Annotated in this window: 11 protein-coding genes; 8 read left to right on the top strand and 3 right to left on the bottom strand. The window is 74.3% G+C overall.

Translation table 11 applies throughout. The features are described 5' to 3' along the window. Window position 1: 1 nt before the first annotated feature. Both ABTY59_RS24140 and ABTY59_RS24135 read right to left on the bottom strand, forming a co-directional pair. Complete coding sequence (locus ABTY59_RS24140) at window positions 2-1,132, bottom strand: polyamine ABC transporter substrate-binding protein (protein WP_352021085.1); 1,131 nt, start codon at window positions 1,130-1,132, stop codon at window positions 2-4. A gap of 310 nt (window positions 1,133-1,442) precedes the next feature. After that, window positions 1,443-2,663, bottom strand: a complete 1,221-nt coding sequence (locus ABTY59_RS24135) for an aromatic ring-hydroxylating oxygenase subunit alpha (protein WP_352021084.1) — start codon at window positions 2,661-2,663, stop codon at window positions 1,443-1,445. A gap of 475 nt (window positions 2,664-3,138) precedes the next feature. On the opposite strand from ABTY59_RS24135, the gene ABTY59_RS24130 reads away from it, so the two are divergent. The 8 genes from ABTY59_RS24130 (at window position 3,139) to ABTY59_RS24095 (ending at window position 11,462) form a co-directional block, all read left to right on the top strand. Continuing rightward, window positions 3,139-3,615, top strand: coding sequence for a hypothetical protein (locus tag ABTY59_RS24130; protein ID WP_352021083.1), 477 nt, complete (start codon window positions 3,139-3,141; stop codon window positions 3,613-3,615). Next, entirely contained in the window at window positions 3,612-5,141 is a 1,530-nt protein-coding gene (locus ABTY59_RS24125; protein ID WP_352021082.1) for an NADH-ubiquinone oxidoreductase-F iron-sulfur binding region domain-containing protein, read from the top strand. Before ABTY59_RS24130 ends, ABTY59_RS24125 begins: the two co-directional genes overlap by 4 nt. Then, window positions 5,138-5,329, top strand: coding sequence for a ferredoxin (locus ABTY59_RS24120; protein ID WP_352021081.1), 192 nt, complete (start codon window positions 5,138-5,140; stop codon window positions 5,327-5,329). The genes ABTY59_RS24125 and ABTY59_RS24120 overlap by 4 nt, the downstream gene beginning before the upstream one ends. A gap of 1 nt (window position 5,330) precedes the next feature. Further along, window positions 5,331-7,400, top strand: a complete 2,070-nt coding sequence (locus ABTY59_RS24115) for an acetate--CoA ligase family protein (protein ID WP_352021080.1) — start codon at window positions 5,331-5,333, stop codon at window positions 7,398-7,400. Between the two features lie 56 nt (window positions 7,401-7,456). Then, window positions 7,457-8,626, top strand: coding sequence for an acyl-CoA dehydrogenase family protein (locus ABTY59_RS24110; RefSeq protein ID WP_352021079.1), 1,170 nt, complete (start codon window positions 7,457-7,459; stop codon window positions 8,624-8,626). 72 nt (window positions 8,627-8,698) lie between these two features. Beyond that, on the top strand, window positions 8,699-9,871 hold the full coding sequence (locus tag ABTY59_RS24105; RefSeq protein ID WP_352021078.1) for an acyl-CoA dehydrogenase family protein: 1,173 nt from the start codon (window positions 8,699-8,701) through the stop codon (window positions 9,869-9,871). Further along, window positions 9,868-10,758: a 3-hydroxybutyryl-CoA dehydrogenase gene (locus ABTY59_RS24100; RefSeq protein WP_352021077.1), complete on the top strand. Its 891-nt coding sequence runs from the start codon at window positions 9,868-9,870 to the stop codon at window positions 10,756-10,758. The genes ABTY59_RS24105 and ABTY59_RS24100 overlap by 4 nt, the downstream gene beginning before the upstream one ends. A gap of 92 nt (window positions 10,759-10,850) precedes the next feature. Continuing rightward, window positions 10,851-11,462 (top strand): TetR/AcrR family transcriptional regulator, encoded by a 612-nt coding sequence (locus ABTY59_RS24095; RefSeq protein WP_352021076.1) that lies wholly within the window; start codon window positions 10,851-10,853, stop codon window positions 11,460-11,462. 22 nt (window positions 11,463-11,484) lie between these two features. Here the strand turns inward: ABTY59_RS24095 and ABTY59_RS24090 are convergent, their stop codons facing one another. Further along, window positions 11,485-12,978 carry a TerD family protein gene (locus ABTY59_RS24090; protein ID WP_352021075.1) on the bottom strand — a complete coding sequence of 498 codons (1,494 nt, stop codon included), beginning with the start codon at window positions 12,976-12,978 and terminating at the stop codon, window positions 11,485-11,487. Between the last annotated feature and the right edge of the window lie 162 nt (window positions 12,979-13,140).

The raw sequence follows: 13,140 nt of genomic DNA, 5'->3' as shown, positions 1-13,140 counted from the left end.
GTCAGCCCGCCTTCACGTCGGTCCAGGCGGCATCGCGGGCCTTCTCGCCCGCCGCGGTGCCGTTGCGGAAGAACCGGTCGTCCCTGAGCTCGCCGGCGGTCACGAGGCACTGGGGGAAGGGCTCCACGAGCGCGCTGTAGGTGTCCTCGGTGCCGCGCACCGGCATCGGGTAGCCGATGTACTCGATGTTCCGCTTCACGTTCTCCGGTCGGAGCATGTAGTCGATGAAGAGCATGGCGGTGCCCGGGTGCGGTGCGTCGGCCGGGATGGCGTAGCAGTCGGAGTTGACGGGGGCGCCCTCGCGCGCGGTCTCGAAGCCGAAGACGGACGGGTCCTTCGCCTGGGCGAGCATCGCGGCCATGTCGCCGCTCCACGCCTGGGTCATGTCGGCGTTGCCGTTGAGCAGGTTGTTGTAGCTGTCGCTGGAGAAGCCGCGCAGCCGGGGGCGCAGGGTGCGCAGGGTCTCGGTGACGCGGTCGAGGTCCCCGGGACTGCCGGTGGTGAGGGGGAGGCCGTGCTTGAGCGCGCCGATGCCGAGGACCTCGTCGCGGTCGTCGAGGACGAAGACCTTGCCCTCGGCCCGGTCGTCCCACAGGTCGTCCCAGGAACCGGTCAGGTCACCGAGCCGGTCCCGGCGCCAGCCGATGCCGGTCTTGTACATGGTGAAGGGGACGGTGTGTGCGGAGCCCGGGTCGTACCAGGGGTCGGCGAAGTAGTCGTACGTGCCGAACACGGACTCGGCGTTCCTCAGGCGGGCGTGGTCGATCCGGCGCAGCCGGCCTCCTCGGGAGAGGCGCTCCGCCCACTTCGCGCTGGGGAAGACGACGTCGTAGCGGTTGCCGGTGTTGAGCTTGGCCGCCATGCCTTCCATGGAGTCGTAGTTCGACTGGACGACCTTGACCCCGTACTCCCGGGAGAAACCCGCGAAGACGGCCGGATCGACGAAGTCGGCCCAGTTGAAGTAGACGAGGTCGCCGTCGACCTTGACGTCGATCGGGGCGTCGGCGGCCGCCCGGTCTGCGGCGTCGGAGGCGGCGACGAATCCGCAGCCGGCCGCCGTCAGGCCGACGGCGGTGCTCATGCCCGCGCGGAGCAGCGAGCGGCGGGACAGGGAACGTGCCTCGGGGGACATGGGGTCCTCTCCGTAGGGGCCGCTGGGGGACGGCGGGTGAGAACGTACGGCGCCGTGGCGCGCGGGGCGTCGGTCCGGGCGCGTACGCGGGATGCGGAGTTCCGGCACGGGACGGACGGAACCGGCCGCCGGCGGTACGGCGTGGGGTGGAGCGAGGGATGGGTGCGGTGCGGCGGGTGCGACGCGGTCGTACGGTGAGGCGTCGAAGCGGTCGTACGGCGGGGTGGCGCGGTGGACTGCCGACGCGGTCGTACGGCGGGATGGCGCGGTGGACTGCCGACGGGGCCGTACGGCGGTGCGATCCGCCTGCTCAGGGCACCGGGGGGCCGGGAGCGGCCTCGTCGGGTCCGGCCGGCTCCGTGGGTCCGGGCCGCTCGGCGAGGTCCGCGCGGACGCGGTCGGCGAACCAGCCGACGGCGAGTTCGCGCCGGGACAGCGGTCCGGGCTCGAACCCCGGCGTGGACAGGCCGTGCTGGACCCGCGCGACCAGCTCGGCGTCCTCGTCGTTGGTGATCCAGCCGATGTGCATGTTCAGGCGCCGGGCGAGTCGCGTGCGCAGGCCGCTTCCGCGACGGGTGTAGAAGCCGCCGGGGACGGCCACCCGGTCGACCGCGGTCGGCAGGGCGGTCCAGGCGAGCACGTGGTCGGGGTAGAAGTCGATGAGGGTGTTCGGGTAGATCACGGCGTACCGCCAGACCCTCCGGTCGGCCTCGGTGAGGCCGGGCATCGGCGCGGCCACGCGCTGGTAGAGCCGCTCGGCCCAGTTGGAGGAGGGCTTGTCGCGCAGCGGCGAGGTGAACAGCACGTAGGAGTCGTGGATCTCGCAGCCGTAGCCCTGGTAGTCGAGCAGCCGCATCAGGCCGGGGTGGGCGACGGGCACGTGGTACCCCTCCAGGTAGTTGTCCACGGCCACCTTCCAGTTGGCCTGCTGGACCTCGGCGCGTGCCAGGTCGTGGATCCGGTCACGGCCGACCGGCACCAGGTCCGCTCCCGCGTAGTGGCCGATCGCCTCGGCGAGTCCCGCGCAGCTCTCGGCGAGCGGTACGGCGTCGGGGTCGAGGTTGACGAAGACGAAGCCGAGGAAGGACTCGACCCGGGCCGGGAACAGGCCGAGGCTGGGCCGGTCGAGACACGGGATCTGCCGGGCCTCGGGGGCGCCGACCAGGCTGCCGTCGAGGCGGTAGGTCCAGCCGTGGTACGGGCAGCGGATCGCCTTTCCGGCCGGTTCGGGGGTGGTGACCAGCCGGGTGCCGCGATGGCGGCAGACGTTCAGATGGGCGGCGAGGCCGCCGTCCTCCGTGCGGACGACCAGGACCTCACGGTCGGCGACGGTGGCGGTGAGCCGGGCCCCGGGGCCGGCGAGGTCGGATTCGTGGCAGACGAGCTGCCAGGACCTGGCGAAGACCTTCCGGGTCTCGGCGGCGGCGAGGGCGGGATCGGTGTAGTGGCGGGCCGACAGGGCGGACGCGGGAAGGGCCTGGGCGGCCGTGCGGGTCGTGTCGGTGGTGGGTGCGGGGGCTCTGGGGTGCATCGGTGACTCCTCGTGCCGTGGACGCGGCGATCGGTGTCGGGTGTCGATGGCGTGCGAACCGGGCTGTGGGCAGCGGGTCGGGGCGGGAGCCGGGACCGGCTGACCGATGGGACAGCCAGGGTGGTGGCTGAAACGCGTCGGGTCAAGACTTGTCGCTGACCGATCGGTCAGCTAACTTGGTTATTGCCTGACCGATCGGTCAGTAAACGTGTTCCTGTTGCTGCTCCGTCGCTTACAGCACCTCTGACCTGCGCTTTGTCCGGTCGCGCTGGGTGTGCGGCCAGGGCGTCGGCCCTCGCGTCGGACGCGGCTCCGCGTGCCGCGGCACGTGTACGCCCCGCACCTCCCTTCTCCTCCCCACCCCGCCCGCCGCGACCGAAGCGCACGAGCCTCGGGCTCGTCCGGCCGGGCACGGGCAACCGTCAGGGCGACCGGCCGGCCGTCCACGGCACCCCTCTTCCCTCCGGAGGCACACATGAGTGGTCGACGGCACCTGGCCTGGCTCGGCCTCACCCCCGAGCCGGAGCGGGAACTGCCCGCAGCGGTCGCCGCCCTGCGCGCCTCCCTCCCCACCGCACGCCACCCCCCGGTGGGTCCGGCCCCGCCGGCGTCCGCCGAGCGGCGCCGGGTGGAACGCCTGGTCCTGCGGGGCGGCAGCCACAGCTGGCTGCGCTACCTCGCCGAGGTCACCGCGCTGATCACCGCCGTGGCCGACGGACTCGACGAGCCGAGGGCCCAGGAGGGCACCGACGCGGACACGGCCACCGAGGCCGCGCTGCTCGCCGCCGAGGTGATCCTCGACCACCACCGCATGCTCATCGGCCTTCCCGGAGCCGGATACGGCCGCACCGCCGGGGACCGCGCCGCGCTGGAGGACGCGATACGGCTCCTGCGCGCCCGGTCCCACGCCGCGGAACCCGCCCCCACCGCCCGTACAGGAGAAGGCAGATGACCACGAGCCGCACGGTGACCACCAGCCGCGCTCCGATGGCCGACCGCCCGCGGAGCGTCGCCGGGGCGCCGACCACCGAACGCACCCCGACCACCATCCGTCACCCGACCGCCCCCGCCCCCGGTTCCCTCCTGGGCGCGACGCCGTACGCGACCGAGGGCGCCGCGGCGTACGAGGCCACCGGCGGCTACGCCGGCACCCCCGACCCCGACGAGCTGCTGCGTCACCTCGACGCCTGTGGTCTGCGCGGCCGCGGCGGCGCCGGATTCCCCGCCTCCGTCAAGCTCCGCGCCGTACGCGAGCACGGGCGCCGCGAACGGGGGAGCGCCGCGGACGCCACCACGGGTGCCGGCGCCCCCGTCGTCGTGGCCAACGGCGAGGAGGGCGAGCCCGGTTCGGTCAAGGACCGCTGGCTCCTGCGGGCCCGCCCGCACCTCGTCCTCGACGGCCTCGCACACGCCGCCGCGATCACCGGCGCCGCACACGGCTACGTCTACCTCTCCGACCCCGAGGCGGCTCGCCGCGTCCGCCTGGCCCTCGCCGAACGCGCACCGTCGCTGCCCGTCGACGTCGTGCTGACCGACCCGGCCTACGTCGCCGGAGAGGAGACCGCGGTCGTCCGCCGGATCGACGGCGGTCCGGCCCTGCCGACCGCCAAACCGCCCCGCCCCTTCGAGAGGGGCGTACGGGGCGCGCCGACCCTGATCGCCAACGTCGAGACGCTCGCCCGGATCGCACGCGTCGCCGCCCGGCCCGACCTGCGGGAGGCGATCGCGCGCTCCACCCTCGTCACCCTGTCGGGCGGGAGCGCCGCACCCGTCCTCACGGACGTGCCGTACGGGGTCCCCCTGCGGGCCCTCGCGGGCGTCCACGGCACCCCCGACGCGGCCGGCGCGCTCATGGGAGGGCTGTTCGGGGGGATCGTCGAGGCCCGCACCCTGGACCTGTCCCTCGAACCCGGCGCGCTCACCGACGCGGGCACCACCCTCGGCTGCGGAGCGATCCGCTTCCTCGCCCCCGACGCCTGCCCGGTGGGCGTGACCCTCGAAGCGGTCGGCCATCTCGCGGCGGAGAGCGCACGGCAGTGCGGCGTGTGCGTGTCGGGCACGACCGCGATCCGCGACGCCCTGGACGGCCTCGCCTCCGGAACCGCCGGACCCGACGCCGCCGAGCGCCTGGACCGGTGGGCGCGGGAGCTGCCCGGGCGGGGCGCGTGCGGCTTGCTCGATGCCGCGGCGGGCCTCGCCGGGGGCCTGCTGCGCGCCTTCCCCGGAGCGGTCCGCGCCCACCTCGACGCCCCCTGCCCGGTGTGCCGAGCCGACGCCCCCGCGCGGGACGCGCACCACCCGACGCGCCTGAGCGTGCCGGTACCGACGGTGACCCCACCGACCCCGCCCACTCCGACCCCGCCCACTCCGATCCCGTCCATCCCGACCCCGCCCACCCCGGATCCGTCCGCTCCGACCCCGCCCACCCCGATCGCAACCGTCGTGCCCATGGCCGCCACACCGGAAGGAACGTCATGAAACTGCTGCTGGACGCCACGCTGTGCAACGGCTACGGCCTCTGCCAGGAGAACGCCCCCGAACTCGTCGAACTCGACGAGTGGGGCTACGCCCGGGTCGTCGCCATCGACGTGCCGGCCGCCGCCGCGGACCGGGCCCGCGCCTGCGTGGACAGCTGCCCCAACTCCGCCCTCCGCGTGGAGGGATGAGATGGCCCGCGATCTGACCGCGCTCTTCGACCCCCGCTCCGTCGCCGTGGTCGGCGCCAGCGACGACCCGGCGAAGTACGGCCACGCGGTGGCCTCCCAGGCCCTGCGCGCCCCCGGCCGGCGTCCGGTGCACCTGGTCAACCGGCGGGGCGGCACCGTGCTCGGCCGCAAGGCGGCCACCTCCCTCGCCGAGATCGGCGAGCCGGTCGAGCTGGTGGTGATCTCCGTGCCCGGCACCGGCTTCGAGGAGGCCGTCGACGACGCCCTCGTCTGCGGCGCGAAGGCCATCGTCGCCATCACCGCCGGCTTCGCGGAGGCCGGCTCAGCCGGTCTGGCACGTCAGCGGGCCGTCACCGAGCGGGTCAGGGCCGCCGGAGCCGTGCTCGTCGGCCCCAACTGTCTCGGCGTCGCCGACAACACCACCGAGCTGTACCTGGCCTCGGACCGGTTCGCGCCCGGCCGGGTGGCCCTGCTCAGCCAGAGCGGCAACCTGGCCCTCGAACTCCAACTCCGCGGAGCCCCGCACGACCTGGGCTTCTCCCGCTTCGTCTCCCTCGGCAACCAGGCCGACGTGACGCTCGTCGACCTCGTCGAGGACTGCGCCCGCCACGAACCGACCTCCGTCATCGCGGTGTACGCCGAGGACTTCGGCGACGGCCGGGCCTTCGCCCGCGCCGCCGCCACGGCGGGCAAGCCCGTGGTCCTCCTCACCGCCGGCCGTGGCACCGCATCGGCCCGCAGCGCCCAGTCGCACACGGGAGCACTGACCAGCTCGGCCGATGTGGTCGCCGCGGCCTGCCGCGACGCGGGCGTCGAACTCGTCCGCACTCCCCGGGAGATGACCGTGGTGCTCGCGGCCCTGGCCGGCGGGCGGCGCACGCCGGGGCGGAGGACGGCGGTCCTCACCGACGGCGGCGGCCACGGCGCCGTCGCCGCCGACGCCGCCGAGGACACCGGCCTCGCCGTGCCCGAGCTGGGCGCCCCCACCCAGGAGCGGCTGCGAAGCGTGCTCTGGGAGCAGTCCGCCGTCCGCAACCCCGTCGACCTCGCGGGAATGGGGGAGCGACGCCCCCTCGCGTACGCCGACGCCGTCCGCCAGCTGCTGGCCGCCGACGAGGTCGACGCCGTCCTGATGACGGGCTACTTCGGCGGGTACGCCGCCGCCGAGGGCGGCCTGGGCGGCGGGCCGGCCGGTGGATCCGTCCTCGCCGAGGGGGAGCGCCGGGCAGCGAAGGAGATCGCCGGCCACCTCGCCGCGGCGCCGAAACCACTCGTCGTGCAGTCCATGTACCCCCGCTCGCCCAGCTGCCGGGTGCTCGCGGAGGCCGGGATCCCGGTGTTCGCGGCGACCGAGGACGCGGCACGCGCGCTCGCCGCTCTCACCGGCCGTCCGCCGGGCGCGCCCGCCGGGCCCGCCCCGGAACCTCCGGCCTCGGCACGCCCGGCCGACCCCTCGTACCACGGTCTGCGGGCGTTGCTGACCGAGGCGGGCGTGCCGTTCCCGCCGGCACGCGAGATCGCCGACGAGGCCGGGCTGCTCGCCGCCGCCGAGGCGTTCGAGGGCCCGTACGTCCTGAAGGCGCTGCACGTCCTGCACAAGTCCGACGCCGGCGGGGTGGCGCTGCGGCTCGCCGACCGGGACGCGCTGCTGGCCGCGTACCGGGACATGGACGCGCGGCTCGGTGCCCCGACGTACTCCGTCGAAGCCATGGCGGACCTCTCGGACGGCGTCGAACTGATCGTCGGCGTCCAACGCGACCCCCGGTTCGGGCCGGTGGCGATGGTCGGCCTCGGCGGGGTGCTCACCGAGACCCTGCGCGACGTCGCCTTCGCCCTCGCCCCCGTGACCGCCGAACACGCCGCCGGGCTGCTGCGCGGACTGCGGACCGCCGCCCTGCTCGACGGCGTACGCGGCCGGCCGGCCGTCGACGTGACCGCGGCGGCCACCGTGGTCGCCCGCCTCACCGAGATCGCGGCGGCCCATCCCGAGATCGCCGAGCTGGAGGTCAACCCTCTGCTCGTACGCCCGGACGGCGCCCTCGCGCTCGACGCCAGAGCCGTCCTCGGCTGACGTCCGCGGCCTCACCCCGTAACCCCACAGCTTCCGCCCCGGAGGAGACCCGCACCATGGACTTCCGCTACACCCCCGAGCAGAGCGCACTCAAGGCGCGCGCCGCGGCCTACACCCGGATCCTCATGCGTCACGAGGAACAGTCCGAGGAAGCGGGCGGCCCGCTGCCCGCCGACACCGTGCGCGAACTGACCCGGGCGGCGATCGACGCCGGCGTCTACGCCATCAACATGCCCGCCGAGTGGGGCGGTGCCGGGCTCTCCCTGCTCGACCAGGTGATCGTCGAGGAGGAGTTCGGCAAGGTCACCAACTGTCTCTGGGACATCCCCTGGCGGCCCGCCAACGTCCTCGCGTACGGCACCGAGGCGCAGCGCGAGAAGTACCTGCTGCCGGTGATCCGCGGCGAGCGCTTCGACGCCTTCGCCGTCACCGAACCAGGGGCGGGCTCCGACCCCGGCTCGGGGACGAGCACCGCGACCCGGACGGCGGGCGGGTGGCTCCTGAACGGGGAGAAGTGGTTCGTCACCTGCGGCGACATCGCCGACTTCCTGCTGGTGCAGGCCGACGCCGGGCCGGAGCGGGCGGCGACGCTGTTCTTCGTCGACAAGCAGGCGCCGGGGGTCGAGATGACCCGCGTTCCCCGCTTCATGCATTCCGCGGTGAACGGACACCCCGAGTTCCGGTTCACCGACGTCTTCGTGCCCGACGAGGACGTGCTCGGAGGCGTCGGCAACGGCTACGCGCTGACGAAGGAGTGGTTCACCGACGAGCGGCTGATGATCGCCGCCCGGACGGTGGGGGCAGCGGAGCGGGCGCTGGAGCTGGCCCGTGACTGGGCACTGGGGCGCCGTCAGTTCGGCTCCCGCATCGCGGACTTCCAGCTGATCCAGGGCATGCTCGCCGACTGCGCCGTCGACATCGCCGTCAACCGCGCCTACACCCACCAGGTGGCCTGGGAGGCCGACCAGCCGCACACCGACCGCAAGACCCTGCACGCCAAGGCCTCCACGGCGAAGCTCGCCGCGAGCGAGGCGGCGGGGCGGGTGGTCGACCGGTGCCTGCAGATCTTCGGCGGGCGCGGCTACGACCGCTCGTACGCCGTCGAGCGCCTCTACCGCGAGCTGCGCGTCGACCGGATCTGGGAGGGCACCTCCGAGATCCAGCGGCTCATCATCGCCAACGAGCTGATCAAACGCGGCACGGGCGCCCTGGCGCTGCCGCGCTGAGCTGACCCGCCCGCCCCCACCCGCCGCGACCCCGCCGCACCGTCACCGACATCCGAGAGGACCACGACCCCCATGGACTTCCGCCTCACCGCACGCCAGCAGGAACTCAAGGACGCGGCGCGCGACCTCACCGCGTTCCTCACGAAGTACGAGCTGGACTGCGAGGAGAACAACGGACTGCCGGCGCAGGCGCACGCCGAGATCCGCGACGCCGTCCTCGACAGCGGCCTCCAGGCCGTCAACATGCCGGCCGAGTGGGGCGGCGCCGGGCTCACCGTCCCGGAACAGGTCGTCGTCCAGGAGGAGCTGGGCCGGCTCACCGGTGCCCTGTGGGACACGGTGTGGCGGCCCGCCAACGCCCTGTCGCACTGCACGCCCGCACAGCGCGAGCGGTACCTCGTGCCCGTGATCCGCGGGCACCGGCGCGACTGCTACGCGGTGAGCGAGCCCGAGGCCGGCTCCGACCCGCAGAACCTGCGCACCACCGCGACCCGGACCTCCGACGGATGGGTGCTGAACGGCGAGAAGTGGTTCGTCACCGTCGGGGACCACGCCGACTTCATGATCGTGCTCGCCGCGGCCGGCGAGGAGCGGGCGCCGACCCTCTTCCTCGTGGACAAGGACACCCCCGGCATCGAGATGAGCAGGGTGCCCCGGTGGATGCACACCTTCGTCTACGAGCACCCCGAGTTCACCTTCACCGACGTCCGCCTCCCCGAGGACGCGGTCCTCGGCGGCGTCGGCAACGGCTACGACCTCACCCGCTCCTGGTTCTCCGAGGAGCGGCTGATGATCGCCGCCCGGACGGTGGGGGCAGCGGAGCGGGCGCTGGAGCTGGCCCGAGACTGGGCGGTGGGGCGCCGTCAGTTCGGCTCCCGCATCGCGGACTTCCAGCTGATCCAGGGCATGCTCGCCGACTGCGCCGTCGACATCGCCGTCAACCGCGCCTACACCCACCAGGTCGCCTGGGAGGTGGGGGAGGGCCGGACCGACCGCAAGACCCTGCACGCGAAGGCCGCGATCGCCAAGCTCGCGGCGAGCGAGGCGTCCGGCCGCGTGGTCGACCGGTGCCTGCAGATCTTCGGCGGGCGCGGCTACGACCGCTCGTACCCCGTCGAGCGCCTCTACCGCGAGCTGCGCGTCGACCGGATCTGGGAGGGCACCTCCGAGATCCAGCGGCTCATCATCGCGGGCGAGCTGATCAAGCGCGGTACGGGAGTCCTCCAGCTCCCGGTGGGCTCGTGAGCGACCTCGCCCGGGTGGGGGTCGTGGGCTGCGGCCTGATGGGCTCCGGCATCGCCGAGGTCTGCGCCCGCGCCGGACGCGACGTCGTCGTGGTGGAGAGCGGCCCGGCGGCCGCGGAGGCCGGACTGCGGCGGATCACCCGCTCGCTGGAACGGGCCGCGGCGGCCGGCCGGCTGACCGTGGCCCACCAGCGGGCAGCGGCCGGCCGGATCACGGTCACCACCGACATGGCGCGCCTCGCCGACCGTGACCTGGTCGTCGAGGCGGTGGCCGAGGACGAGCGGGCGAAGACCGAGGTCTTCGCCCGGCTCGACGCCGTCGTGGAGCGCAAGGACGCCGTCCTGGCCACCAACACCTCCTCCCTGCCCGTCATCAGGCTGGCCGCCGTGACCTCCCGCCCGTCCCAGGTCGTCGGCCTGCACTTCTTCAACCCGGTGCCGGTGCTGCCCCTGGTGGAGCTGGTGCCCTCGCTGCTCACCGGCGAGGACACGGCCCGGCGCGCGGAGGCCTTCGCCGGCGGGGTCCTCGGCAAGCAGGTCGTCCACGCCAGGGACCGGGCGGGGTTCGTCGTCAACGCCCTCCTCGTGCCGTACCTGCTGGCGGCGGTGCGGATGGCCGACTCCGGTGCGGCGTCCGCCGAGGACATCGACCGGGCCATGACGGCGGGCTGCGCCCATCCGCTCGGTCCCCTGGCGCTGGCCGACCTGATCGGCCTGGACACCGTGCGGGCCATCGCCCGGTCGATGTACGAGGAGTACCGCGAGCCGCAGTACGCGCCGCCCCCGCTGCTGACCCGGATGGTGGACGCGGGGCGCCTCGGACGCAAGACGGGCAGGGGCTTCCACCCGTACCCGGACGGTCCGGCGAGGCAGGATGGGCAGGGATGATGGCACGACCCTGACGTCCAGGGCCGGGGCCCCACGCCCCCGGCCGTACCCGACAGCGCCACCACCACCGGACAGAAAGCGGAGTCGCCGACGTGACCAAGGCCGAGCGCGCACTCGAGACACGGGAGCGGATCCTCAAGGCCGCCTGCGAGGTGATCGCCGACATCGGCTTCGAGAACGTCAGCATGCGCAAGGTGGCCGAGCACGCGGGAGTGTCGAAGGCGCTGCTCCACTACCACTTCGACACCCGCGAGAAGCTCTTCGCCGAGGCGATGACGCACTCCTTCGCCCAGACCGGCGCGGACCTCGACGGAGGGGACACCGATCTGCCGGCCGCCGTCCTCCTCGCCCGCATCGTGCGCACCATGCTCCCCACGGACGAGGAGCTGCGCCAGGACTGGAAGCTCTGGCAGGAGCTCTGGGTCCGCGCACAGCGCGACGAGGCGGCCCGGCAGCTGGCCGTCGACCTGTACGACCAGCTGCACACCTGGGTCGGCGGGGCGGTGGAGCGGGGCGTCGCCTCGGGCGAGTTCACCCCGTGCGACGTCGCGGCCGTCAGCACCCTGGTCCTCGCCCTGTGTGACGGCCTCGGCATCCGCCTGATGCTCGCCGACCCGCGCGTCGGCCTGCCGGCGGCCCAGTCCACGATCTGGTCGGCCATCGCCCCGTCCCTGGGGATCGCGCCGGTCTTCCCCGACGTCTGAGGAGGCGTGGCGTCCTCCGGACCTACGATCCGCGGATGCGGCGCCAGAACCCGGACCGCTTCTCCTGGGGCGGGACGGTCCCCGGGGGAAGGACCTCAAGCGACCACTCGCCCGCGCCCCGGACGACCGCCACGAGCAGCGGCCCCTCGGGCAGCTCGCGCGCGGCCTGCGGGCTCCGGCCGAGCTCGCTCGCCAGCGGGACCGGATACCTGGCGGGGGTGTCGGGGCGGCGGGGCTTGTGCCCCTCGACCCACAGGGACCCGCTCCCCTTCGCCGGACGCAGGCGGGAGACCAGCTCGCCGACGGGCCCGGTGTGAAGGAGCACTTCGGGGCCCCGGCCGGTGGCCGTCTCGCCGAGGGGGCGCGCCGCGCTCACGGGCCGGATGACGATCGTCCACTCGTCGTGGTCGTCGCAGCCGACGCGGAAGCGCAGCGGGTACAGGTTGTCGCACCACATCACCCGCCGCTCGAACCGGTGGGACGTGTCCGCGTCCCCGAGGTCGACGGCCTCCCTGCCGTCCCAGTCGACGGAGTCCAGGTCGAAGAAGCCCGTGCCGGTCCGGGCCAGGTCGACCAGGACGAAGCCCGGCGGAGGAGCCGCGTCCATGGCGAACTTGGCGCTGCCCCGTCCGCTGTACACGATGTCGTCGAACTCCCCGCCGAGGACCGCGGCGGCGGCGAGCGCCTCGGGCGACGGGGCGGGCGAGGCGAGCACGGGAAGGGAACCCTGCCCCGGGGACGGAGGCCGGGGCCCGGACCGGGGCTGAGACGGGCCCTGGGCGGACGCCTGCGATGCGCCCGAGCCCGAGCCGTGTGTCCCGTCCCACCCCGTCTTCGGCCCCGGGCCGTCGCCGGGCCCCTGGCGCGGGGGCGCACCCGACCCCTGATCCGGCTCCGTATCAACGGCCGGCCCCGCGGACTTGCCCACGGCCGCGTGCGGAAGCTCGACGGGCCCCGGACCGCTCGGGTCCGCCGTCTTGCCGAGGGCCGCGCCGGGAAGCTCGACGGGCCCCGGACCGCCCGGGGCCGGTGTCGGCACCGGGATGCCGAAGTCCTTCGCCAGTGCCTCAAGCCCCGCGTCGTAGCCCTCGCCCACCGCGCGGAACTTCCAAGCGCCGTCGCGCCGGTAGTACTCACCGAGGACGAGCGCCGTCTCGGTGGTGGCGTCGTCGACCTCGTACAGGGCGAGCGCCTCTCCGGTCGCGACGCTCAGGGTCCGCACCGACAGGCCGGGCACCTGCCCGAGCGTGCCGCTCTCGGCGACGGCGACGGCGACGACGCGCCGGACGTCCGGGTCGGCACGCTCGGTGTCGAGGTCGATCCCGTTCACCGCCAGGCCCTCCGAGGCGTCGGCCGGTACGAGGGCCGGCCGCCCGACGGCCGCGCCGGCGGCGTCCAGGAGCAGGACCAGTGTCGTCACCCCCGGCACCCCCTGGCCGGCCGCCCGTCGGACGACCTCGATCCGCCACGCCTGCCCGGGGATCGGCAGGTTCTCCCCCTTGATGATCCGCTTCACCGCGTCATGCTGGCACGCCACCCCCGGGCAGGTCCACGGCCGGACGCGGAGGCCGCGGACGACGGGCTTCCTCGCCGAGCGGGGCCCGAGCGTTGTGGGTACGGTGAAAGGGAATGCTCCGTGCCGGGCGGGTCCACCCATGAGCCATTCACGAACGTCCTC

Origin of the sequence: Streptomyces sp. NPDC096079 (assembly GCF_040303145.1) — a bacterium.
GTDB lineage: Bacteria > Actinomycetota > Actinomycetes > Streptomycetales > Streptomycetaceae > Streptomyces.
Note: the sequence above shows the minus strand (reverse complement) of the source record. Positions and strands in the feature narration are given on the sequence as shown.